Raw genomic sequence first — 23,058 nt, forward strand, 5'->3', positions numbered from 1 at the left:
GGTTCAGGCCCCCTGACGGTAGCAGACGGCCTTGACGGCCTCCACCACCTCATCCGCGCTCGGCAACGCCAGCTTTTCGAGATTGGCCGCATAAGGCATCGGCACGTCCTTCTGCGTCACGCGAAGGATCGGCGCATCGAGCCAGTCGAAGGCTTTGGCCTGCACCTGCGCCGCAATCTCGGCACCGATGCCGCAGACCGGCCATGTCTCCTCGACGGTGACGAGCCGGTTCGTCTTCCTGACCGAGGCAATAATCGTGTCGATGTCGAGCGGCCGGATCGTGCGCAGATCGACGATTTCGGCATTGATGCCGTCCGCTTCGAGTTTGGCCGCCGCATCGAGACAATAAGTGAGCCCGTGGCTGTGCGAGACGAGCGTCACATCCGTGCCTTCCTTCAGAACGCGCGCCTTGCCGATTGGCAGCACGTAATCGTCGAGTTTCGGCACATCGAAGCTCTTGCCATAGAGGATTTCGTTTTCGAGAAAGATCACCGGATTGGGATCGCGGATCGCGGCCTTGAGAAGACCTTTCGCATCCGCCGCCGAATAGGGCGCGATGACGGTGAGCCCCGGAATATGTGCGTACCAGGACGAATAATCCTGGCTATGCTGCGCGGCAACACGGGCCGCCGGACCATTCGGCCCGCGGAACACGATAGGCGCACCCATCTGCCCCCCTGACATATAACGCGTCTTCGCCGCCGAATTGATGATCTGATCCATCGCCTGCATGGCGAAGTTGAAGGTCATGAACTCGACGATAGGACGAAGCCCCGCGAAGGCCGCGCCGACGCCGAGGCCGGCAAAGCCGTGTTCGGTGATCGGCGTATCGACAACGCGCGCCGCGCCAAACTCTTCCAGCAACCCTTGCGTGACCTTGTAGGCGCCCTGATACTGCGCGACCTCCTCGCCCATCACGAAAACGCTGGCGTCGCGGCGCATCTCCTCGGCCATCGCGTCGCGCAACGCTTCGCGGACGGTCTGCGAGATGAACTCCGTGCCGGCCGGAATGTCGGGGTCGCCTTTGACCTCGACCCGCGGCGCGTCCGGCTCGGCTCTTGTCTTCTCGCCGCTTTCGCGGCTCGTCGCCTCGCCCTGCCCCGGTTCGGTCTTCGGCGGCGTAACCGGCGCGGGAGCCGGTGCTTTCGGAGTCTGAACATCGCCGGCGCTTTCGCCTTCGCCGGCCAGCACCGCAATCACCGTGTTGACCTTCACGTTCTCGGTGCCGGCGGGAATGACGATCTTCGCGACCTTGCCCTCATCGACCGCCTCGACTTCCATCGTCGCCTTGTCGGTCTCGATCTCGGCGATGACGTCACCGGAGCGAACTTCGTCACCCTCTTTGACGAGCCACTTCGCCAGCGTACCCTCTTCCATCGTCGGGGAAAGGGCCGGCATCAGAATATTCGTCGCCATGATCAGGCTCCCACCGCCGCGTGATCTTCCTTCGCGAGCACATCGGTCCAGAGTTCCGCCGGATCGGGTTCCGGGCTCTGCTGCGCGAATTCAGCCGCCTCGTTGACGATCGCGCGAATGTCCTTGTCGATATCCTTCAACTCGTCCTCGCTCATGCCGGCGTCCAGCAGCCGGTGGCGCACCTGCTCGATCGGATCGTGCTCCTGCCGCATCTTGTTGACCTCTTCCTTGGCGCGGTACTTGGCCGGATCCGACATCGAATGGCCGCGATAGCGATAGGTCATCATCTCGAGGATGTAGGGACCCTTGCCCGCCCGGCACCATTCCATCGCCTTCAGCGCGGCGGCGCGCACAGCCCGCACATCCATGCCGTCGACCTGTTCGCCCGGAATGTTGAAGCTGACGCCGCGCTTGGAGAGGTTCGTCTGCGCCGAAGCGCGCGCGACCGAGGTGCCCATCGCATATTGATTGTTCTCGATCACATAGATGACCGGCAGCGTCCAGAGCTCCGCCATGTTGAAGCTCTCATAGACCTGCCCCTGGTTCGCGGCCCCGTCGCCGAAGAAGGTGAGGCTGACATGATCGTTGCCGCGATATTTGTTGGAAAAGGCAAGCCCCGTTCCGATCGGCACCTGCGCGCCGACAATGCCATGGCCGCCGTAGAAGCATTTCTCGACGCTGAACATGTGCATCGAGCCGCCTTTGCCTTTCGAATAGCCGCCCGAGCGTCCGGTCAGCTCCGCCATGACGCCCTTCGGGTCCATGCCGCAAGCGAGCATGTGCCCATGGTCGCGGTAGCCGGTGACGATCTGATCGCCCTGCCTGGCCGCGCCCAGCAAGCCGACAACGACCGCTTCCTGACCGATATAGAGGTGGCAGAAGCCGCCGATGAGCCCCATGCCGTACATCTGGCCCGCCTTCTCTTCGAAGCGCCGGATCAGCAGCATCTCGCGATAAGCCTTCAGATCTTCTTGACCGGAGAGGCCTGGCGGCTCGTCGCTTCTAGCGGTTTTCTTGCCGGCAGATTTCGAAGAGGCGGGTTTGGCGCTTGCCTGCTTCGCAGGCCGTTTTGGTTTCGGAGCCATGGGTCTTCCGCTTCAGTTTTCAGATCCAGAACCCGCGAGCGGCCGATTGGATGCGACGCATCGCGGAATGCCTCAGCGGGAGGATACTAGAGCCCCAACGTAAATGTATGATTTCAAAGCAGAAAACATGAATTAACCAGAATTTGGTTAAATCCGCTGCGTCGCCAAGGACTTAGCGCGATGGAACAGCTTCGCCCGACGTCGGCCGTTCGCGAAATATCACGATGTCATTCGGATTTGCAAAGCCCAGCGTCGCCCGAGCGCGCTCGTCGAGGAGATCGGGGTCGAGGCTGCCCGTACGCAGCAACGCCACCTGCCGGTCAAGCTGCTCTCGTGCACCGCGTACTTCGGCAAGCTGCTGGTCGAGCGTATCGACCTGGTTCTGCAGACTGAGCCAGGCAATGAAGCCATGGCGTCCGTAAACGGCGTGATAGGCGAAGTAGCTGATGACAATGATGCAGACGAGCGGAACCAGAGCGTGCCTCAGCCGCAGCGGTTCCCTCGTACGAATCAAACCCATGTCATTCATGAAAGCTAAAGAATCACAGTCGGATTCCACTCGTCAACAACTCATGCGGGCAGCAATGAAGCCGCCAATGCAGCGTTGCAAATCGGACTCACACGAGACGAAACCGCATAAAAAAGGGCTGCGTCACCTCGGTGACGCAGCCCAGTTTAGCGATAAGACCGTGGAGGGAATTACCGCACACCCAACTGCCGGATGGCATTCGGCGTATAGCGGCTCGGATCCAACTCGTCGGCGAAGTAGTTGATCGCCGGCTCTTCGTTCTGCATGCCGAGGGCGAGATAGCGGGTCGCCTGCAGGTCGTACACGACTTCGGTGCCGGAGTTGCAGAGCGGCACGTTGTAGCGCTGGATCTGCTGAATCTCCTGCACACGCCAGAGTTCGCCGCGACCGTCATAGAGTTCAGCCGACGCAACCTGCCAGGCATCTTCGTCATTGTGATAGACGCGGCGCGCATAGACGTGACGCGTGTTCGGCCGCAGCTTCGCTTCGAAGTTCCAGGTACGATGCACTTCGTAACGGATCACGTCCTGATTGAGGTGACCCGGCTTCAGGAAGTCCGCATACTTCGTCGCTTCAGCCTTGTAGTCGTTGGCCGCAATGAGCTGGGGCTTCTTGTCGATGACCGCCCAGTCGTAGCGATCGAGCGCACCGTTGAAGCCGTCGAAGGCGTCCGACGTCGATAGACCGTCCGAGTTCGTGCCCGGATTGTCATAGGAGATGTTCGGCGCGCGGCGCACACGACGCGTACCGGGGCTGTACTGCCAGGCCTGACGACCGCCGTTGAGCGTCGCGTTCAGGGCGTCGAAAACGAGGATCACATTGCCCGCTTCACGAGCCGGCGCGATCGTGTTCGAGAGGTAGTAGAGCGAGATGTTGTTGAGCTCCTCGGCCTTCTTCTTGGTCGGATCGGACCAGGGGAAGAGGGCTTCGTCCTGCACGATCGTCAGCGTGTAGTCGCCGCCGCGCGTGACCGGCGCAGCAGCAAACTGGCGCGTCACCTTGTAGGAGCGATAGCGCAGCGTGTGGTTCCACATGATCTCGAACGCGTTGTTCACGACCGGGAACGGGAAGCCCATGATCGCGCCCGCGACGCCCGAACCGCCGCCGACGAGTTCGCCGACCTTGGCGTTGTTCTTCGTCGCTGCGTAGACGTTCTCCGGATACGCGCAGGAACGGCGTGTCTGGTAGACGTTGAACTTGTAGTCCGGATAGGTCTTCAGCATCGCCTTCTGGCCGTCCGTCAGAATGGCGGCGTACTGGCCCGCGTTCGCGGCCGTGATCGTGTATTTGATCGGGTCGCTTGCAAAGGGATCCGGGAGATGGTCGCCGGCCTTATAGCTGACATTGGCCGGCACGGAGGTCAGGCCTCCCGTCCAGGCCGGAATATCACCCTCGCCCGCCTTTTCGGCGCCGATCGGCGTCAGGTCATTTCCCAACCGGTTGGCCTGATTGTCGGGCACGCCCGCATTGGCAGCCACTGGCGCGCATAAGGCGAGCGCAATGACGAATTTCGACACCTTCATCGAATGAAACCTCCCTCTCCGACTCTACTAACAGAGCGTGTGTTCTAATTTTCTTTGACTATTGACTGATAATAATCGTTTTTTGTCAACAATCAACATGACGGCGGCGTCATCTACCCTTGGGGGTTGACGCTTATAGGTATGTCACACCTAGCTTGTGGCCCCCTGTCAATGTGATAATTTTCATCAGCCGTTACTGGGGAGGAATGGCGCAGATGAGTGTCATGGAGGACACGCGGGACCGCATTGTCGCCTCGGCGTCAGCGCAGATTCAGCGGCACGGCCACATCAAGACCACGGTCGCGGATGTGGCGAAGCATTGCGGCATGTCGCCGGCCAATATCTATCGTTTTTTCCCGACAAAGGCCGCCCTGATCGAAGCCGTATCGGAAATCTGGCTCTCGATGGCGGAGGAAAACGCGCGAGCGATCGCAAGCCGGTCTGTCGGAGCCCCCCAACGAGTACACGACTTCGTTCTCGGCGTTCACGAGTTCAATCGCGACCGCTACACGCGCGACGGCGAAGTGCATGAGACTTGCGTCGCCGCGACCACAGAACGCTGGCCCATCGTCGCGCGACACGAAAAGACGCTGACCGACATTTTTGCCACCATCCTGCGAGACGGAATCGACAGCGGCGAGTTCGAAATCGAAGATGTCGAACACACCGCAGCCGTCATGACCTCGGCCATGCTGAAGTTTCACAACCCGATCATGGTGGCGCAATACCACGGCGAAAGCCTGATTGAACAGGCCGCCGCCCTGTCGGCCTTCATGCTGAAGGCGATCAGAAAACGGTGAGCGCGCTCCCCACGCAGCGCTTCAGTCTCCCGCGCTTCACCGCTTCAGAATGTCGCGGCCAGCATATTCGGCGGTCGTGCCGAGCAATTCCTCGATGCGAAGAAGCTGGTTGTACTTCGCCAGCCGGTCGGAGCGCGCGAGCGATCCCGTCTTGATCTGTCCGCAATTGGTCGCGACCGCGAGATCGGCGATGGTCGAATCTTCCGTTTCGCCCGAACGATGCGACATCACGGCGGTGTAGCTCGCCTTGTGCGCAAGTTCGACCGACTCCAGAGTTTCAGTGAGCGAGCCGATCTGGTTGACCTTTACCAGAATGGAATTCGCAACTCCCTTCGAGATCCCGTCGGCAAGACGACGCCGGTTGGTGACGAAGAGATCGTCGCCGACGAGCTGGACCTTGTCGCCCAGCGCTTCGGTCATCATCTTCCAGCCATCCCAGTCGTCTTCCGCCATGCCGTCCTCGATCGAGATGATCGGATAGCGGTTCACGAGATTCTTCCAATACTCGACCATGGCGCCGGCATCGAGCTTCTTGCCCTCGCCTTCAAGGTTGTAGACGCCGCCCTTGTAGAACTCGGTGGAGGCGGCATCGAGCGCAAGGTAGATGTCGTGGCCGGGTCTGTAACCCGCCTTTTCGATTGCCTTCATGACGAAGCCGATCGCCTCTTCCGTCGAGGCGAGATTGGGTGCGAAGCCGCCTTCGTCACCGACGTTGGTATTGTGGCCAGCGGCCTTCAATTCGCTCTTGAGCGTATGAAAAACCTCGGCGCCCATGCGCAACCCGTCGGCAAAGCTCTCGGCCGCGACCGGCATGATCATGAATTCCTGGATGTCGATCGGATTGTCCGCGTGCTGTCCGCCATTGACGATGTTCATCATCGGCACCGGCAGAATGCGCGCCGAAGGGCCGCCGACATAACGAAAAAGCGGCTGCCCCTGCGAAATGGCCTGCGCCTTCGCAATGGCGAGCGATACGCCGAGAATGGCGTTGGCGCCGAGGCGTGCCTTGTTCGGCGTCCCGTCGAGTTCGATCATCGCGCGATCGATCGCGATCTGCTCGGCCGCATCCATCCCGCCGATACCATCGAAGATTTCGCCGTTGACCGCGGCAACCGCATTGCGGACGCCCTTGCCCTTGTATCGAGCGCCGCCGTCACGCAGCTCGACAGCCTCATGGGCGCCTGTCGAGGCTCCCGATGGAACCGCCGCTCGCCCGAGCGACCCGTCTTCGAGAAGCACGTCGACCTCAACCGTCGGGTTCCCGCGGCTGTCCAGAATTTCACGGCCGATAATGTCGATGATGGCAGACATGGCGTCTCGATCTCCGCTCCGTTTGAAGGCTTTCCGCGGTGCCAGACGGCTCCCGGGCATCGCGTTTTATCGGAGAGGACCGCCCAGTGGAAGGGGCCCGGGACCCCGAAATCGCTAAATTGCCACCGGATTCCGGATGTCCCGGGCACTAAGGGCGAACCGCATTTCGAACCGGTACCGCCCGTTGCCCTTCGAGAGCCGCAAGACGCCCGCCGGAATCCGGCCGAACACTATCGTCCGTATACAGACGTAATCAGACCCCGAGCTCCCGCTCCAGAACCTCAGATCGTCGTGAGTTCCTTCATCGCCGCTTCGTCCGGCGCGACCTTCAACAGCCAGTCCCTGTTCTGATCGATAAAACTGCGTTCGGCTTCGAGCATCGCCCGCCCCATCCCGATGCAGAACAACTGGCCTGGAGGAGATGGGCGTCTGGAATCGACGCTTTTTTCGTCCAGCACGTCGAGACTCGCCTGCGTTTCTTCGATTTCAGCGATTCGCTGATCGAGCAGTTCACGGATCCGGGCCTTCGGCAGATAGGGCACAAAACTCAGGATGAACATGAACTCAGAGCGCAGCTTGTGGCGCGCAGGCTCGGACATCAGCGCGCGAAGGCAAACCGACCGTCCCGCTTCGGTGATCGCATAGACCTTTTTGTTCGGTCGATTTTCCTGCTCCACCCGCTCACAATCGACCAAGCCTTCCGCGGCCAACTCGTTCAGCACCGGATAGATGTTGCTGATCGTCACATCGACCAGATTCGACACCTCATTTTCGAGGACTTTTTTTATGTCATATCCGGTCGCAGGACCGGACATGAGGACGCTGAGCAACAGTTCCTTCGTATTCAACCCGCTTCCCTCCCCGTCAGCAGATCAGCCTCTTGCGAAGCTTTGTATGAACTATTTATAAGATTTACGATCTTAGGTTTTTTGCACCTAAAGAGAACAAACAGAACGACTGACCCTCACCTCCTCATTCGTGCAGGGTCAGCACCACTACCCGGCTGCGGGCTCCCTCCTCGGAACCGACGGCCGTCTATTCGGATCCCACTGGGGGGCTCCGAATCTGAGTAAGCGGGAGAAACCCTCAAAATGAGAGTATCGGCGGGAACGTCGCCTGTCACGACAGAACAGGCAAAAGGGGTTAGACTGAAATCTCTGTTTTACAGCGCTGCCGTTGCGGCAACCTTGTTCGCGGGGCCAGCACACGCAGAAAGCTACAAGGTAGGTGACGTCGATGTCTCGATCGACACCACCGTGTCGGTGGGCGCAACTATGCGGACAAGCGCTCGGGATTGCAGCTATATCAATCCCGTCAACGGGGGCTGCGCCACGTCGGTAGGCGACCAACAGGGCGTCAATTCGGACAACGGCAACCTGAATTTCGACCAGTGGTCGTTCACCAGCGCGCTTGCGCGAGCAACGGTCGATGTGGAAGCCAAGTGGCAGAACTACGGCGTCTTCGTTCGTCCCACCGCCTTCTATGACGTCGTCTACGCACGCAACGACATGGATTTTCGCCCGCTGGAGCATGACGCCCAGCAGCAGATGCAGGGCGAACTGACGGTCCTCGACGCCTTCGTCTATGGAAAATGGGACGTCGATGGCCATGCGACAACGCTGCGCATTGGCAAGCAGGCGCTGAACTGGGGTGAAAGCCTCCTGATCCCCGGCGGGGTCAATGCTTTCCAGGCTTTCGATGTCAACGCGCTTCAGCAGCCGGGCTCGGAACTGAAGAACGCCATGTTGCCGATGCCGATGATCTACGCCTCCTTCGCGGCCACGGACAAGCTCACCATCGAAGCCTTCTGGCAGTTCAGCTACGAAAAGAGCAAGTTGCCCGCCGCCGGCTCCTTCTTCTCGACGGACGATATCGTCGGCGAAGGTTCGCTTCCCGCGCTCTCCGCACCTAACGTCGATAATCCAGACTACGCGGCGGCTCCAGGGAGCGTTGCGGCAACAATTGCAGCGGCGCTCAGTCCTACCGGCGTGCCTATTGCGCTCGATCGTACGGGCGATAGAGGGCAAAGCGACATGAACCAGTTCGGCGTTGCAGCCCATTATTACGCCGAGGATCTGGGGAACGGGACTGATCTCGGCTTCTACTACGTCCGCTACAGCAGCCGGTTGCCCTTTCTCGGCTTCACCAACGGTAGCAAAACCTACGCTCAGGCTTGCAGCGATGTGGCCACAGGAACGGGCGGATTGCTGGATTGCAGTTCGTCTCTCGGGGCTCAAGCTGCATTTGCTTACGGTGCAAATGAGTCTACCTACTTCTTCGAGTTCCCCAGCAGTATCGACATGCTCGGCGCGAGCTTCAGCACGACCGTCGGAGACGTAGCCTTTGCCGGTGAAGTAACCCTTACGCCGAAAATGCCGTTGGCTCTGCCGGATACGCAAATGAATGCGTCGCAGATCGATGGTCTGGGCGCGAGCTCCGGTCTTTCCGGCGGCGCATCGGATAAATTCAGCGACCTTTCCTATTCGCCTGGCGTCAATCAATCGACCTTAACACACATCGATCTGCAGACTTGGCAGGGGCAGTTCAATACAATCTCATCCTTTAACACCAGCGATCCCATTCCCGACCTCCTCGGAGCGGATGGCGGCGTCTTCATCGTCAATGCTGGTTTCGTCTATGTCCCAGATGCAGGCGACTATCCGCTGTCGCGCGGTGGCAATATCGGCGCGATAGGTAATCCCTATGCTGCGGCCATTCTCGCAAACGACCGGACAAATCCACAGTATGCGACAAGCTTCTCGTCGGGCTATCGAATGATCCTGTCGATGGATTACAGCAACCCGGTGAACCTCCCGCTGACGGTGAGCCCCTATATCGCCTGGCGGCACGACGTTCTCGGTTACGCCCCCGGACCGATCACTGCCAATTATGTGAAGGGCATGAAGTCGGCGGAAATCGGCGTATCCGCCGACTATCAGAGCCGCATCAAGGGAAGTCTGAGCTACACCAACAACTTCGGTGCCGGCTGGTACAACTCGGAATCCGACAAGGACTTCATCACGGCGAGCGTTTCTTACTCGTTCTGAGGAAAAATCCTGGCCCATAAACGGGGCTCGCAAGACAAGCCGTTCCAGGGCATCCCCCTGGAACGGCTTTTTGCTGCGCTTGACGCAAGGGCCCGCCTCCTGTTCAACACGCGGGCAACGGAGCGGACATTCGATGTCGGACGTAAAAAACGGCAAGGCACTTGTACTTTTCTCGGGCGGGCAGGACTCCACAGTCTGCCTTGCCTGGGCGCTCGACCGCTTCGAATCCGTGGAAACCGTCGGCTTCGACTACGGTCAGTCTCATGTTGTCGAACTGGCCTGCCGCGCGCGTCTGCGCGAAGAACTGGCGCGGTTTGCGGGCTGGGGTGCCGCCCTCGGCGCCGACCACATGATCTCGCTCCCTGAACTCGGCCGTATCAGCGAAACGGCCCTGACCCGGGACGTCGAAATCGAGATGGCTGAAAACGGCCTGCCGACGACCTTCGTTCCCGGCCGCAACCTGCTCTTCTTCACCTATGCCGCCGCGCTCGGCTATCGACGCGGCGCGACGCATCTGGTCGGAGGCATGTGCGAAACCGATTACTCCGGATACCCTGACTGCCGAAACGACACGCTGCAGGCGCTCGGACGCGCGATCAGCCTCGGCATGGATCGCGAGTTCGCGATCGAAACGCCATTGATGTGGATCGACAAGGCCGCCACATGGGCGCTGGCCGAACAGCTTGGCGGAATGGCTCTCGTCGAACTCGTGATTGAGCACACGCATAGCTGCTACCGCGGCGACCGCACCCATCGTCACGACTGGGGATATGGCTGCAGCACCTGTCCGGCTTGCGAACTCCGCGCCAACGGTTATGCGGCCTGGTCCGCCGCGGAGGCTTGAGCGCCATGTATTCGGTGAAGGAAATTTTCTACACGCTCCAAGGCGAAGGCGCCAATGCCGGCCGTCCCGCGGTCTTCTGCCGCTTCGCCGGCTGCAATCTCTGGACGGGTCGCGAGACGGATCGCGCGACTGCCGTCTGCACCTTCTGCGACACCGATTTTGTCGGCACCGATGGCGAAGGCGGCGGCAAGTTTGCCGATGCCGACCTGCTGGCGGACGCCGTCGAGCGTACATGGAAGGCGGAGACGCGTGAGAATCGCTTCGTGGTCTGCACGGGCGGCGAACCCCTGCTCCAACTCGACTCCGCATTGATCGCCGCATTGCACGAGCGCGACTTCGAGATCGCCGTCGAAACCAACGGCACCATCGCCGCGCCGGAAGGCCTCGATTGGATCTGCGTCAGTCCCAAGGCCGACGCCGAACTGAAACAGCTTTTCGGCGACGAATTGAAACTCGTCTATCCGCAAGAAAAGGCGAAACCCGAGCGCTTTGAATCCCTCGCCTTCCGCCATTTCCTCCTGCAGCCCATGGACGGACCGGACGCTGCGAAGAACACTGCCAACGCGACAGCCTATTGCTTGACGCATCCCAAATGGCGTCTGTCGCTCCAAACACACAAGATGATCGGTATCCCCTGATGCGTATCTATAAAGAATTCTTCTTCGACGCCGCCCACTTTCTTCCCTATGCGGAAGAAGGGCATCCGAACCGCCGCATGCACGGGCACTCGTTCCGTGTGGTGGTCTGGCTGTCCGGAACACCGGCGCCGAACACCGGCCTCGTGCGCCATTTCGAAGACGTCGAGCGCGAACTCATGCGCGTCCGTGAGAAGCTCGATCACCGCCTGTTGAACGAAGTCGAAGGCCTCGAACTTCCCACGCTCGAACGCATCGCCGCGTGGATCTGGCGCGAACTTGAAAAACCGCTGCCCGAACTTACCCGCGTCGAAATTCACCGCGCCTCCTGCCGCGAAGGCTGCATCTACGATGGACCGGAGAAATCCTGATGGCCCGCACATCCAAGAAAACACCGGGGAAAAGCCCGCTGACGCAGCTCGGCGCGAACGTGGCAATCCCTGCGTCCCCCGATAAGGCGGAGCTTGAACGGGTCCCGAACCCACACGCGGACACGAACTACGTCGCCCGCTTCACGGTGCCGGAATTCACGTCGATCTGCCCCGTCACCGGCCAACCGGATTTCGCGCATCTGGTCATCGACTATGTGCCGGGCAAATGGCTCGTCGAGTCGAAGTCTCTGAAACTCTATCTTCAGTCGTTTCGCAATCACGGCGCCTTTCACGAGGACTGCACGGTCGCGATCGGCAAACGCCTGGCTAAGCTGCTCGCCCCGCGCTGGTTGCGCATCGGCGGCTACTGGTATCCGCGCGGCGGCATCCCGATCGACGTATTCTGGCAAACGGGAAAGCTTCCCGCCGGCGTCTGGATCCCCGATCAGGGAGTTGCCTCCTATCGCGGTCGGGGTTAATGAAATGGCAATTTTAGTTAAGTTTTGATTTACACGCGCCGCTTATTATCCGCAGCGAACGGGGGCACCCCGTTCGTATAGGAGTTAAGCGCAGTGTGGTTCGAGAACACGACTCGCAGGCAAACTGAAAAGGAAGATCTCGTCGGCAACGAACTCGACGCCATTTTGCTCGAGTCGGTATTTCCGGTTTCCATATATCTCGCCAGCCTCTTTGCCCTCTTTTCGGTTCTGCATGGATTTCTGCTGCCGTCGCCAATAGGCATACGGATGACGCTGATTGCCGTCGCAAGCGGGTTGCTGTCGGCCACCATCGGATTTTTGGCCCGGGCGGGGCGGATCTCCGTGAAACATGCCTACCATGCCGCCTTTTCTCTCTTCGCCCTCGGCCTTTTGAACTCCGCGATCCACATGTGGATGATGCAGGACATAGATCAGTCCACGAACTTCGCGCTCGTCTATTTAGGAGTAGGTCTCTTCTTTCTTTCTCGCCGACGTCTCGCAATTGCCTATGCGTTGACTTTGGCCGTCTGGCTCTACCTGGCCGCCACGATCACGGACGCCCAGAACGAAATTGTTCATTTTTCGATCATGAATTTGCAGGCGATCGTCATTGGCCTTCTGGCGCAGGACCTGCGCGTTCGCGTAAACCGCCGTCTTATCGAAATGCGCTCTCAAGCCAATGACCGTGAACACAAACTTTCCGACGCCCTGTCGCAGGCCAAACTCTATGCGGCAGCCGAGCGCGAGAACAGGGCGAAGACCGAGTTTCTCGCCAATATGAGTCACGAACTCCGTACTCCGCTCAATGCTATCCTCGGCTTTTCTGAAATGATGCAGCAGGAGATATTCGGCCCCCTCGAAAACAAGAAGTACAAGGAATATACCCAGACAATCAACGAAGCGGGCCAACATCTGCTCTCGCTGGTGAACGACATACTCGATCTTTCGCGCATTCAGCTCGACGAAAAAAGGCTCGTGATCCAGCCGATCGATTTCGAGCGCGTGTGCACCAACTGCATCTCTATCGTCCGTGAAAGAGCGCAACGAGGCGAAGTTTCCCTAACTTTCAAACCTGGCCCCGGCGCGCTTGCCATCGAGTCGGACGAGCGTCGCCTGAAGCAGATACTCATCAACCTTCTGACGAACGCCGTAAAGTTCACGCCGCCCGGGGGTGCCGTGACAGTCCAAGTAGCCGGGACGCAGAATGGGGGCGCTGTCCTGCGCGTGCGGGACAATGGCATCGGAATGGACGAGGAAGAGCTTCAAAACGCGACGAAGGCATTCTGGCAGGCGGACAGCGGCCTCAATCGAAGCTATGAGGGTACAGGCCTGGGCCTTGCCCTTGTGAAGGAACTGGCCAAGGTCATGCATGCCGATTTCTCGTTGCAGAGCAGTCGAGGCAAAGGAACCACGGCCACACTCGTCCTGCCCCCGACAATCAAGGCCGCGACCAGCTCAGCCGCTGCCTGAAGGGCGTTCTGGATCAGGCGGCCTTCGCCAGACGATCGAATTTCTGAAGATTTGTGAGGAGCGCCTCAAGATCGGCGAGTTTCACCATGTTCGGCCCGTCGGAAGGCGCGTTGTCGGGGTCTTCATGGGTCTCGATGAAGACGGCGCCGACGCCGAGCGACACTGCCGCCCGCGCGATATAGGGCACCATGCGGCGATCGCCGCCGGATGCATTGCCCTGCCCGCCGGGCTGCTGCACCGAATGCGTGGCGTCGATCACCACGGGGCATGCGCACTGTTCCTTCATGATCGGGATCGCGCGCATGTCGTTGACCAGCGTGTTGTAGCCGAAGCTGACGCCGCGCTCCGTCGCGAGGACATTCGGATTGCCGGCGTCGACGATCTTCGCGACGACGTTCTTCATGTCCCAGGGCGCGAGGAACTGGCCCTTCTTGACGTTGACGGCAAGACCGGTCTGCGCCGCCGCTTCGAGAAGATCGGTCTGGCGGCAAAGAAAGGCCGGGATTTGCAACACATCGACGGAGCCCGCGACTTCCGCGCATTGCTCGCGCTCATGCACATCCGTCAGAACCGGAACGCCGAATTCCTTGCGCAGATCCTCGAAGATGGGCATGGCAAGTTCGAGTCCGAGACCGCGCTTTGCGTTGCGGCTGGTGCGGTTCGCCTTGTCGAAGGAGGTCTTGTAGATAAGGCCGATCCCGAGCTTGTCGGTGATCTCCTTGATGCCGCCCGCCATGTCGAAGGCATGCTGCCGCGTCTCAAGCTGGCAGGGACCCGCGATCAGCGTGAAAGGCTTGTCGTTGCCGATTTCGAGATTGCCGACTTTGACGACTGCGTTCGCCTGCATGTTCTGACCTATACGAGCCGGCTCTGCGCCACGGCTGCTTCGATGAAGGAGCGGAACAGCGGATGTGGGTCGAACGGCTTCGATTTCAACTCCGGATGATACTGGACGCCAATATACCACGGATGGTTCGGTATCTCGATTGTCTCCGGCAGCAACCCGTCGGGCGACATGCCGGAAATCAGCATGCCCGTCGCTTCGAGCTGCTCGCGATAGTTGGTATTGACCTCGTAGCGATGGCGATGCCGCTCGCTGATGCATGTCGTGCCGTAGATTTCCGCGATCCGGCTGCCTTCCTTGAGCATCGCCTCATAGGCGCCGAGACGCATCGTACCGCCCAGATCGCCATTGGCGACGCGGCGCACCAGTTCGTTCTGCTGCATCCACTCGGTCATGATGCCGACCACCGGCTCGTTGGTCGGTCCGAACTCCGTCGAACTCGCGCCCGCGAGGCCGGCGACGTTGCGCAGCGACTCGATGACCGCCATCTGCATGCCGAAACAAATGCCGAAATAGGGGACGGCGCGGGTCCGGGCAAACTGCGCCGCCGCGATCTTGCCCTCGCTGCCGCGCTCGCCGAAGCCGCCCGGCACCAGGATGCCGTCGACGTCTTCGAGATAATAGGCGCTATCCTCGGTCTCGAAGATTTCGGACTCGAGCCACTTGATGTTGACCCGCACTTTGTTGGCGATGCCGCCATGAACCAGCGACTCGTTCAGCGACTTGTAGGCATCCTTGAGACCGGTGTATTTGCCGACGATCGCGATCGTGACGTCGCCTTCGGGCTCACGGATATTGTGGGTGATGGTGTTCCATTTCGCGAGGCTGGGTTCTTTGGAGTCCTTGATGCCGAAGACGGCAAGCACCTCGGAGTCGAGCCCTTCTGCATGATAGGCGTTCGGCACGTCATAGATCGTGTCGACGTCCATCGCCTGAATGACGGCGCTCTCGCGCACGTTGCAAAAAAGCGCGATCTTGCGGCGCTCGTCCTTGGGGATCGGACGGTCCGCGCGGCACATCAGAATGTCCGGCTGAATGCCGATCGAGCGCAACTCCTTCACGGAATGCTGCGTCGGCTTGGTCTTCATCTCGCCGGCGCTCGGAATGAAGGGCAGCAGCGTCAGATGGATGAAGCAGGTCTGGCCGCGCTCGAGTTCGTTGCCGAGCTGGCGGATCGCCTCGAAGAAGGGAAGGCCTTCGATGTCGCCGACCGTGCCGCCGATCTCGCACAGCACGAAATCGACGTCGTCATTGCCGGAGAGGACGAACTCCTTGATCGCGTCGGTGACATGCGGAATGACCTGCACCGTCCCGCCGAGATAATCACCGCGTCGCTCGCGCGCGATAATGTCCTGATAGATCCGGCCTGTGGTGATGTTGTCGCCGCGCGTCGCGGGCACACCCGTGAAACGCTCATAGTGTCCGAGGTCGAGGTCGGTCTCCGCCCCATCATCCGTCACATAGACCTCACCATGCTGGTAAGGCGACATCGTGCCGGGATCGACGTTGAGGTAAGGATCGAGCTTGCGAAGCCGCACGGAGAAGCCACGCGCCTGAAGAAGCGCGCCGAGTGCTGCGGATGCGAGACCCTTGCCAAGAGAGGAGACCACGCCGCCGGTGATGAAGATATACCGCGTCATGGGCTCTTAAAGTACACCAACAAAAAACGATTCGGATCGCCAAACGATCATCGTGAGGCTGCCTGACGAAAATAACTGTGGGTCGTCTGCCCGGGCGAGCCCGGACGGGTTCTTTTATTGCGCGCGCGGAACGCTCGGCTCGCTGGGCACCGCCGGAGCGGCTGGAGCCTGCGTACCATTCCCGGACGTATTGGACCCAGTCGGGGCCGGCTGGTCGAGGCCGGAGCCCAAGGGTGCCGGGACGACGGGCCCCTGCGTATTGGCCGGTGCCGGCGCGATATTGTCGAGGACGGAGTTACCCGCGCCGCCCCTGGAAGCGATCACGACCAGGCTGAGGCTTGTGGCGAAGAAGAGAGCCGCCGCGACAGCCGTCGCCCGGGTCAGCGCATTGCCGGCGCCGCGCCCGGTCATCAGACCGCCGCCGCCACCGCCAATTCCCAGCGCCCCGCCCTCGGAACGCTGAAGCAGCACCAGGGCGACAAGCGCCACCGCAACCATCAGATGGATAATCAAAAGGATGGTGGTCATGCTATCTCGCGATCCGTCTGTTCTGGCTGGGCGGCCGCCTCGGGCGATCCGACGGGGCGGGTTGTAGCGCATGCGGGCCTGCGTTTCCAGCCCCGCGGCGCGGCGTCATATATAGGCCGAAATAATGCCGAAAAAGTCCTCGGCCTTGAGGCTGGCACCGCCGACCAGGGCCCCGTTGACGTTCGGCACGGCCATAAGTTCGGCCGCATTGGAAGGCTTTACCGAACCGCCATAGAGAATGCGCATGGCGGCTCCCTCCTCCTCGAACCGCTTGGCCAGGGCGGCCCGAATGGCCGCATGGACCTTCGCAACGTCGTCTGTGGTGGGGGTCCGGCCCGTCCCGATGGCCCATACGGGCTCATAGGCGACAACCGTGCTCTTCGCGGTGGCGGCATCCGGTAGCGACCCGGCAAGCTGTCCGCCGATGACCTTGAGGGTCTCTCCGGCATCGCGTTGCTGCTCGGTTTCGCCGACACAGACGATGGCGACGAGACCCGCCCGGTGGGCCGCCTCAGCCTTGGCGCGGACCTGGGTGTCGGTCTCGCCGTGATCGGCGCGGCGCTCGGAATGGCCGACGATGACGAAGCCGGCACCGGCGTCCTTGAGCATCTCGGCGCTGATGTCGCCGGTATGGGCGCCCGATACCGTGGCGTGGCAGTCCTGCCCGCCAATGGCGATCTTCGAGCCCTTGGCTTCTTCCTTCAGCAACGAGATCAGCGTCGCCGGCGGGCAAACCAGCACGTCGCATCCGACCCGTCCGGCCTTGGCCAATCGTCGGGCAAGCCCCGAGACTTCTCTCCTTGAAGCCTTCAGGCCATTCATCTTCCAGTTACCCGCGACCAATGCCTTGATGCGCGGTGCTTTCTTTCCTGCCGCCATGACTTATCCCCGCCTTTGGGAGCCCGGTTAAACTTGCAATTAGGCCGCTCGCGGATTTACCAGAGTGGCGCCTCCTCGCCAACGCGTTTTCGCGAGGAAAATCAATCGGAAAGCGGGTTTTGCCCGCTTGCGGTGGAAAGGAGCCGCACCTATCATGCCGCGCTTCCAGAACGGCCGGCCCCCGGCCATGCCCTCCTTCAGAAACGGAAAGACGACCCATGCTTGAAACCCTGCGGAGAGGCGCCAGCGGCTGGGTCGCGAAAGTGTTGATGGGCCTTCTGGTCCTCAGCTTCGGCGTCTGGGGTATCGCCGATATTTTCCGCGGCTACTCGTCCGATGTCGTTGCCAAGGTCGGCGGTACGGAGATCAAACTCAACCAGTTCGAACGCGAACTGGATAATCAGACAAAGCAATTCTCCCAACGCCTCGGTCAGCCTCTGACACGCGAGCAAGCGAAGACCTTCGGCGTCGTCAACGCCACGCTGACGCGGCTCGTCGCGCTGGCGGCTCTCGACAGCGGCGTCAAGCAGATGGGCCTCGCGGTGAGCGACGAGGCTGTCGCAAAGAACATCACGTCAGATCCGAACCTGCAAAGCGGCTTCGGCCAGTTCGACCGCGCAGCCTTCCGTCAGGCGCTCCAGCAGGTTGGCCTCACGGAAAAGGCATTCATCGCCGATCGCCGCGCCTATCTGGAGCGCGCGCAGATCAATGACGTCCTGATGGCAGGCGTACGCGCGCCGGACACTCTCCTCGGCGCGATCTCGACCTATCAGCAGGAAACGCGCGTCGCCTCCTACATCATCGTGCCGCCGAGCGCGGTGGGCGACATCAAGGATCCCGACGAGAAGACGCTCGAAGCCTATCACCAGAAGGCCGCGATCCACTTCACCCTGCCGGAAACACGCGACTTCTCGCTCATGGTGCTCGAACCGACCGACCTCGCCGCCACCCTGTCGGTGAGTGACGACGATTTGCGCAAGGCCTATGAGCAGCGCCGCGGCGAATACGACATTCCAGAACGGCGCACGGTTCAACAAATTCCCTTCGCCACCATGGAGGCCGCCAAGGCCGCCGACGAGCGCCTCAGGAAGGGCGAGCCGGTCGAAAAGATCGTGACCGAACTCGGCCTGACCATGAAGGATGTCGAACTCGGCAAGGTCGCGCGCGCGGACATGATTTCGCCCGCCGTGGCCGACGCCGCTTTTGCGCTCAAGCAGGACCAGTACAGCGACCCGGTACAGGGCCCGCTCGGCGCGGTGATCCTGCACGTGACCGCGATCGAACCCGGCAAAGCCAGCACCTTCGAGCAGATGAAGGACAAGGTCCGCGTCGAACTCGCCGACGAGAAGGCACGCAGCCAGGTCTACGACGTCCAGAACGGCATCGAGGATGCGCGAGCCGGCGGCGCTTCGCTGGAAGACATCGCATCGAAGAATGGCCTCAAGGTCGTCAAGTTTACCGGCGTGTCCGACAAGGGGCTGACGGCGGATGGAAAGAAGATTGCGGGCCTGCCGGAATACAAGGACCTGCTCGAGTCGGTCTTCAAAAGCGAACAAGGCGACCAGATCCCACCAGGCGACACGGGTCAGGGTGGCTATTACTGGGTGCGTATCGACGGCGTGGAACCGGCGAAGCTTCAGCCGCTTTCGGCGGTACGCGACGATGTCGTCAAGCTCTGGAAGACGGAGAAGCGCAAGGCCGAACTCGACACGCTGGCACAGACGCTGGTCGAGCGTGGTAACAAGGGCGAGAGCATCGACAAGCTTGCGACCAGCGTAGGCCGGAGCCCGCTCGACTCGCCGGAGTTGAAGCGGTTCTCGGAGAACGACACTTTCTCGCGAACCGCGGTCACGCGCATCTTCGCCGCACCAAAGGGCGGCTTTGCCTACGGCCCGGTCGGTTTCGGCGACAGCCTTCTCGTGATGCAGGTGAAGTCGATCAACGATCCGCAGCCGAACCCGCAATCGGCGGACTACAAGAAGTTGCATGACGACATTCTCGACGCCGTGCAGACCGATATGATCACGACTTATGTCGCGGGCCTCGAGAAAAAACTCGGCGTCAATATCAACACTCAGTTGCTGGAACGCAGCCTGGCCGTGGACAACACCCAATGACGCGCGTCTTTTCCTGAGCTTGCCGGTGTCGTCATGATTCAACCCGCTTTCGCGGATTTCGAGCGCATCTATAATTCCGGCGCGGCGCAAGTCGTCTGGACACGGCTCGTCGCGGATCTCGAAACGCCCGTCTCCGCGATGCTGAAAATCGCGGATGGGAGGCCGAACAGCTTCCTGCTCGAATCCGTCGAGGGCGGCGACACGCGTGGCCGCTACTCGATCATCGGCCTGAAGCCGGACGTGATCTGGCGGACGCAGGGCGACAAGCCGGAGATCAATCGCCGGGCTCTGGTCGATACCCAGGCCTTCGAGCCGAGCGTCGGCGGTGCCCTCGCCTCGCTGCGCGCGTTGATCGAAGAATCGCGCATCGAATTGCCGGACGACCTACCGCCCATGGCGGCGGGCGTCTTCGGCTATATGGGCTACGACACGATCCGCCTCATCGAAAATCTGCCGAACCAGAATCCGGATCGGCTCGGCCTGCCCGACGGTTTGTTCCTGCGACCGACCATCATCGCCGTCTTCGATTCCGTGAAGGACGAAGTCACTATCGTGACGCCGGTGCGCCCCGAGCCGGGCGTCAGCGCCCGTGCCGCCTATGCGCGCGCCGGCGAACGCCTGACGGACGTCGTTTCGGATTTCGACCGTTCTCTGCCGCATGTCGATCAGGTCGAGAATGCCGACGATCTGCCGACGCCGAAATCGAACACGCCGCCGGAGACCTATTACGAAATGGTCCGCAAGGCGAAAGACTACATCGCGGCCGGCGACATTTTCCAGGTCGTACTCTCGCAGCGCTTCGAGACGCCGTTTACGCTGCCGCCCTTCTCGCTCTACCGCGCGCTGCGCCGCATCAACCCGTCGCCCTATCTCTATTTCCTCAATTTCGAGAATTTCTCGATCGTCGGCTCCAGCCCGGAAATCCTCGTCCGTGTCCGCAACAATGAGGTCACGATCCGGCCGATCGCCGGCACGCGGCATCGCGGCAAGAATGCGCGCGAGGACGCGGCAATCGGCGAGGAACTGCTTGCGGATCCGAAAGAGCGCGCCGAGCATCTGATGCTGCTCGATCTCGGCCGCAACGATGTTGGCCGGGTCTCGAAGATCGGCACCGTTCAGGTCACCGAGAAATTCGCGCTGCAGTTGACCTCGCATCTCATTCACATCGTCTCGAACGTCGAAGGCGAACTCGACCCGCATTACGACGCCATCGAGGCGCTGATCGCCGGCTTCCCCGCCGGCACCGTCTCAGGCGCGCCGAAAGTGCGCGCGATGGAAATCATCGACGAGCTTGAGCTCGACAAGCGCGGCGCCTATGCCGGTTGCGTCGGCTACTTCTCGGCGGCGGGACAGATGGACACCTGCATCGTGCTGCGCACGGCCATCGTCAAGGACGGCAAGATGTACGTTCAGGCGGGCGGCGGCGTCGTGGCGGATTCGACGCCCGAAGGTGAATATCAGGAGACCGTCAACAAGGCGAAGGCGCTCTTCCGCGCGGCCGAGGAAGCGGTACGTTACGCGTCGAGAGGCGGGAGACGGCAGTGAGCGGCGAGCCCGAGGGCAAGCCTGTCCTCGTTTTCGATTCCGGTATCGGCGGGCTCTCCGTCCTCGCCGCCATCCGCAAACTGATGCCAACGCAGCGCCTCGTCTATGTCGCCGACGACGCGGCCTTTCCCTATGGCAACTGGAACGAAGACGAGCTCAGCGCGCATATCGTGCGGCTGATGGGCGATCTCATCGCCGCGCATGACCCGGCCGCCGTCGTGATCGCCTGCAACACGGCCTCGACGCTCGTGCTACCCCCGCTTCGCGCCAAATTCACCATTCCCTTCGTCGGCACCGTGCCGGCGGTGAAGCCCGCCGCGGAGCAGACGAAGACCGGCGTCATCGCGGTCCTCGGCACGCCCGCGACCATCGCACGCGACTACACGCGCCAGCTCATCGCGAGTTTCGCGCAATCGGCGCGCGTCCAGCTCGTCGCAGCGCCTCGGCTCGCCGCGATCGCGGAAGACCTGCTGCGCGGCGTCGCGATCGACCGCGAGATCATCCGCCAGGAAATCGCGTCCTGCTTCGTCGAGATCGACGGCAAGCGCACCGACATCGTCGTGCTCGGCTGCACGCATTATCCGTTCCTGATCGCCGAGATGAACGCGGTCGCGCCCTGGCCGGTGACGTGGCTCGATCCAGCGCCCGCCATCGCACGGCGGCTCGTCTCGATCCTCGACGGCGCGATACCGGGACCGGGCGACGAGAGCATCGCTCTCTTCACGAGCGGACGTCCCGTCCCGCCGCCGCTCGCGGCGTTGCTCAGAAGCGACGGATTGACAGCAACGGTCTGACGGCCTTCACGTCGCCTCGTGATATTTCAGGATCGCGGTCAGCGGCACCAGCGTGAAGCCGCGGGCGCGGGCTTGCGGGATCCATTTCTCCAGCATGTCCAGCGTGACGGCATGCGGATGGCCGATGGCGATGGCTGCGCCGTGCTTGCGCGCGATCTCCTCCACCCGCCCGAGTTCCGCCGTCACCTCCGTGCCCTCCTCGTCATTGTCGAGAAAGACATCGCGGGACAATGTGGGGAGACCGGCGGCGCGCGCGGCATTCGCGGCTTCCGTCTGCGCGGTGGTGCGCGAGTCGAGGAACATCAGCCCGCGCGCCTTCAGCGTCTTCATGACGAGCGCCATGCCTTTGGCGTCGGCCGTGAAGCGGCTGCCCATGTGATTGTTGATGCCGACATATCCGTCGAACTGGCTGAGGTTCCAGACGAGGTCGGCATTGAGCTGCTGGTCGGTCTCGCCGGTGCGCAGCGCATGCGGCCCCGGATCGGCATGGCCCACCGGCTCCATCGGCACATGGACGATGATCTCGTGGCCGCGCTCCCGGGCCGCCTTGACGAAATCCGCAACCTTGGGCGCATAAGGCAGGAAGGAGAACGTGATGGACGCCGGCAAGTCGAGCGCGCGTTCGGTACCCTTGCGGTTCGGCCCCATGTCGTCGAGCACAATGGCGATCATCGGCGCCCGGGGCGGCGTCGCCAGAACGACAGCATTGCGCTTCCAGGCCGGCTGCTCGACGGGGGCCGGCTTGACCGGCGCGGGCACTTCGGCCCGGGGCGGCAGTGGCGGTGGTGCCTCGTGTCCCTCGATCGGCACCTGGGGACCGGCAGGCGGCGGCGGTGCCGGCTGATGCCCTGCCCGCCAATAAAGCGCAAGACCGACCGCGAGGGCGACGGAAAGGCCGCCGACCGCCAGATCCCGCCGGAACTGGGCCTGCGCCCACAGCTTCCTGATATGTTTGAGAGCTTTTCTATGCGGCATGAAACCCTGCGACTCGGACACTATATAGGAGTGGATACGAGCACGGCCCGGCTCCGGCCGTAAAGCGTGCGCCTTGCCCCGCCGCGCCGCTGCGGCCTATAAGTTTGCTTCAAAGGCGGCCATTTGCCGTCCGGCGGTCCGTTTTACCGCGCCATAGGTTCATCATGCTGCTCCTGATCGATAACTACGACAGCTTCACCTACAATCTCGTGCAGTTCCTGGGCGA

The 23,058-nt window shown here is 61.4% G+C and carries 21 protein-coding genes; 10 read left to right on the forward strand and 11 right to left on the reverse strand.

Going from position 1 to position 23,058, the window contains the following annotated elements:
* Positions 1 to 3: 3 nt before the first annotated feature.
* From VMR03_RS09600 to VMR03_RS09615, 4 genes are all read right to left on the reverse strand, one after another.
* On the reverse strand, positions 4 to 1,416 hold the full coding sequence (locus tag VMR03_RS09600; RefSeq protein WP_325404599.1) for a pyruvate dehydrogenase complex E1 component subunit beta: 1,413 nt from the start codon (positions 1,414 to 1,416) through the stop codon (positions 4 to 6).
* Positions 1,417 to 1,418: 2 nt separating this feature from the next.
* Positions 1,419 to 2,501, reverse strand: a complete 1,083-nt coding sequence (gene pdhA / locus VMR03_RS09605) for a pyruvate dehydrogenase (acetyl-transferring) E1 component subunit alpha (RefSeq protein WP_325404601.1) — start codon at positions 2,499 to 2,501, stop codon at positions 1,419 to 1,421.
* A 172-nt stretch (positions 2,502 to 2,673) separates the two neighbouring features.
* Positions 2,674 to 3,015 (reverse strand): FtsB family cell division protein, encoded by a 342-nt coding sequence (locus VMR03_RS09610; protein WP_325404603.1) that lies wholly within the window; start codon positions 3,013 to 3,015, stop codon positions 2,674 to 2,676.
* A gap of 185 nt (positions 3,016 to 3,200) precedes the next feature.
* Positions 3,201 to 4,553: a DUF1329 domain-containing protein gene (locus VMR03_RS09615; protein ID WP_325404605.1), complete on the reverse strand. Its 1,353-nt coding sequence runs from the start codon at positions 4,551 to 4,553 to the stop codon at positions 3,201 to 3,203.
* A 215-nt stretch (positions 4,554 to 4,768) separates the two neighbouring features.
* Here VMR03_RS09615 and VMR03_RS09620 point away from each other — a divergent pair, with 215 nt between their 5' ends.
* Positions 4,769 to 5,353, forward strand: coding sequence for a TetR/AcrR family transcriptional regulator (locus VMR03_RS09620; RefSeq protein WP_325404607.1), 585 nt, complete (start codon positions 4,769 to 4,771; stop codon positions 5,351 to 5,353).
* A 36-nt stretch (positions 5,354 to 5,389) separates the two neighbouring features.
* Here VMR03_RS09620 and eno read toward each other — a convergent pair whose 3' ends face one another.
* Both eno and VMR03_RS09630 read right to left on the reverse strand, forming a co-directional pair.
* Complete coding sequence (eno, locus tag VMR03_RS09625; RefSeq protein ID WP_325404609.1) at positions 5,390 to 6,664, reverse strand: phosphopyruvate hydratase; 1,275 nt, start codon at positions 6,662 to 6,664, stop codon at positions 5,390 to 5,392.
* Positions 6,665 to 6,945: 281 nt separating this feature from the next.
* Positions 6,946 to 7,512 (reverse strand): PadR family transcriptional regulator, encoded by a 567-nt coding sequence (locus VMR03_RS09630; RefSeq protein WP_325404611.1) that lies wholly within the window; start codon positions 7,510 to 7,512, stop codon positions 6,946 to 6,948.
* A gap of 243 nt (positions 7,513 to 7,755) precedes the next feature.
* On the opposite strand from VMR03_RS09630, the gene VMR03_RS09635 reads away from it, so the two are divergent.
* The 6 genes from VMR03_RS09635 (at position 7,756) to VMR03_RS09660 (ending at position 13,510) form a co-directional block, all read left to right on the forward strand.
* A complete protein-coding gene (locus VMR03_RS09635) occupies positions 7,756 to 9,711 on the forward strand; it encodes a DUF1302 domain-containing protein (protein ID WP_325404614.1) in 1,956 nt (651 codons plus the stop codon).
* A gap of 133 nt (positions 9,712 to 9,844) precedes the next feature.
* Positions 9,845 to 10,555, forward strand: a complete 711-nt coding sequence (gene queC / locus VMR03_RS09640; protein WP_325404616.1) for a 7-cyano-7-deazaguanine synthase QueC — start codon at positions 9,845 to 9,847, stop codon at positions 10,553 to 10,555.
* 5 nt (positions 10,556 to 10,560) lie between these two features.
* Complete coding sequence (gene queE, locus VMR03_RS09645) at positions 10,561 to 11,193, forward strand: 7-carboxy-7-deazaguanine synthase (RefSeq protein ID WP_325404618.1); 633 nt, start codon at positions 10,561 to 10,563, stop codon at positions 11,191 to 11,193.
* A complete protein-coding gene (locus VMR03_RS09650) occupies positions 11,193 to 11,561 on the forward strand; it encodes a 6-carboxytetrahydropterin synthase (RefSeq protein WP_325404620.1) in 369 nt (122 codons plus the stop codon). Before queE ends, VMR03_RS09650 begins: the two co-directional genes overlap by 1 nt.
* A complete protein-coding gene (queF, locus tag VMR03_RS09655; protein ID WP_325404622.1) occupies positions 11,561 to 12,040 on the forward strand; it encodes a preQ(1) synthase in 480 nt (159 codons plus the stop codon). The genes VMR03_RS09650 and queF overlap by 1 nt, the downstream gene beginning before the upstream one ends.
* A gap of 93 nt (positions 12,041 to 12,133) precedes the next feature.
* Positions 12,134 to 13,510, forward strand: a complete 1,377-nt coding sequence (locus VMR03_RS09660; protein ID WP_325404624.1) for a HAMP domain-containing sensor histidine kinase — start codon at positions 12,134 to 12,136, stop codon at positions 13,508 to 13,510.
* A gap of 13 nt (positions 13,511 to 13,523) precedes the next feature.
* Here VMR03_RS09660 and kdsA read toward each other — a convergent pair whose 3' ends face one another.
* The 4 genes from kdsA to tpiA form a co-directional block, all read right to left on the reverse strand.
* On the reverse strand, positions 13,524 to 14,357 hold the full coding sequence (gene kdsA / locus VMR03_RS09665) for a 3-deoxy-8-phosphooctulonate synthase (RefSeq protein WP_325404626.1): 834 nt from the start codon (positions 14,355 to 14,357) through the stop codon (positions 13,524 to 13,526).
* 8 nt (positions 14,358 to 14,365) lie between these two features.
* Positions 14,366 to 15,994: a CTP synthase gene (locus VMR03_RS09670; protein ID WP_325404629.1), complete on the reverse strand. Its 1,629-nt coding sequence runs from the start codon at positions 15,992 to 15,994 to the stop codon at positions 14,366 to 14,368.
* Between the two features lie 114 nt (positions 15,995 to 16,108).
* A complete protein-coding gene (secG, locus tag VMR03_RS09675; RefSeq protein WP_325404631.1) occupies positions 16,109 to 16,522 on the reverse strand; it encodes a preprotein translocase subunit SecG in 414 nt (137 codons plus the stop codon).
* Between the two features lie 105 nt (positions 16,523 to 16,627).
* Entirely contained in the window at positions 16,628 to 17,401 is a 774-nt protein-coding gene (gene tpiA, locus VMR03_RS09680) for a triose-phosphate isomerase (RefSeq protein WP_325404633.1), read from the reverse strand.
* Between the two features lie 218 nt (positions 17,402 to 17,619).
* On the opposite strand from tpiA, the gene VMR03_RS09685 reads away from it, so the two are divergent.
* The 3 genes from VMR03_RS09685 to murI are packed head-to-tail and all read left to right on the forward strand — an operon-like array spanning position 17,620 to position 21,857.
* Positions 17,620 to 19,518, forward strand: coding sequence for a peptidylprolyl isomerase (locus tag VMR03_RS09685; protein WP_325404635.1), 1,899 nt, complete (start codon positions 17,620 to 17,622; stop codon positions 19,516 to 19,518).
* Between the two features lie 33 nt (positions 19,519 to 19,551).
* On the forward strand, positions 19,552 to 21,063 hold the full coding sequence (trpE, locus tag VMR03_RS09690) for an anthranilate synthase component I (RefSeq protein WP_325404637.1): 1,512 nt from the start codon (positions 19,552 to 19,554) through the stop codon (positions 21,061 to 21,063).
* On the forward strand, positions 21,060 to 21,857 hold the full coding sequence (gene murI, locus VMR03_RS09695) for a glutamate racemase (protein WP_325404639.1): 798 nt from the start codon (positions 21,060 to 21,062) through the stop codon (positions 21,855 to 21,857). Before trpE ends, murI begins: the two co-directional genes overlap by 4 nt.
* A gap of 6 nt (positions 21,858 to 21,863) precedes the next feature.
* Here the strand turns inward: murI and VMR03_RS09700 are convergent, their stop codons facing one another.
* Positions 21,864 to 22,832, reverse strand: a complete 969-nt coding sequence (locus VMR03_RS09700; protein ID WP_325404641.1) for a divergent polysaccharide deacetylase family protein — start codon at positions 22,830 to 22,832, stop codon at positions 21,864 to 21,866.
* Between the last annotated feature and the right edge of the window lie 226 nt (positions 22,833 to 23,058).

Source organism: Parvibaculum sp. (assembly GCF_035511255.1).
Classification (GTDB): domain Bacteria; phylum Pseudomonadota; class Alphaproteobacteria; order Parvibaculales; family Parvibaculaceae; genus Parvibaculum.

Coding starts and splice junctions, on each gene's coding strand:
- VMR03_RS09670 (WP_325404629.1), bottom strand. CDS start 15,994: ATGACGCGGTATATCTTCATCACCGGCGGCGTGGTCTCCTCTCTTGGC.
- trpE (WP_325404637.1), top strand. CDS start 19,552: ATGATTCAACCCGCTTTCGCGGATTTCGAGCGCATCTATAATTCCGGC.
- VMR03_RS09700 (WP_325404641.1), bottom strand. CDS start 22,832: ATGCCGCATAGAAAAGCTCTCAAACATATCAGGAAGCTGTGGGCGCAG.
- VMR03_RS09620 (WP_325404607.1), top strand. CDS start 4,769: ATGAGTGTCATGGAGGACACGCGGGACCGCATTGTCGCCTCGGCGTCA.
- eno (WP_325404609.1), bottom strand. CDS start 6,664: ATGTCTGCCATCATCGACATTATCGGCCGTGAAATTCTGGACAGCCGC.
- secG (WP_325404631.1), bottom strand. CDS start 16,522: ATGACCACCATCCTTTTGATTATCCATCTGATGGTTGCGGTGGCGCTT.
- kdsA (WP_325404626.1), bottom strand. CDS start 14,357: ATGCAGGCGAACGCAGTCGTCAAAGTCGGCAATCTCGAAATCGGCAAC.
- VMR03_RS09615 (WP_325404605.1), bottom strand. CDS start 4,553: ATGAAGGTGTCGAAATTCGTCATTGCGCTCGCCTTATGCGCGCCAGTG.
- queE (WP_325404618.1), top strand. CDS start 10,561: ATGTATTCGGTGAAGGAAATTTTCTACACGCTCCAAGGCGAAGGCGCC.
- VMR03_RS09650 (WP_325404620.1), top strand. CDS start 11,193: ATGCGTATCTATAAAGAATTCTTCTTCGACGCCGCCCACTTTCTTCCC.
- queF (WP_325404622.1), top strand. CDS start 11,561: ATGGCCCGCACATCCAAGAAAACACCGGGGAAAAGCCCGCTGACGCAG.
- tpiA (WP_325404633.1), bottom strand. CDS start 17,401: ATGGCGGCAGGAAAGAAAGCACCGCGCATCAAGGCATTGGTCGCGGGT.
- pdhA (WP_325404601.1), bottom strand. CDS start 2,501: ATGGCTCCGAAACCAAAACGGCCTGCGAAGCAGGCAAGCGCCAAACCC.
- VMR03_RS09600 (WP_325404599.1), bottom strand. CDS start 1,416: ATGGCGACGAATATTCTGATGCCGGCCCTTTCCCCGACGATGGAAGAG.
- queC (WP_325404616.1), top strand. CDS start 9,845: ATGTCGGACGTAAAAAACGGCAAGGCACTTGTACTTTTCTCGGGCGGG.
- VMR03_RS09685 (WP_325404635.1), top strand. CDS start 17,620: ATGCTTGAAACCCTGCGGAGAGGCGCCAGCGGCTGGGTCGCGAAAGTG.
- VMR03_RS09635 (WP_325404614.1), top strand. CDS start 7,756: ATGAGAGTATCGGCGGGAACGTCGCCTGTCACGACAGAACAGGCAAAA.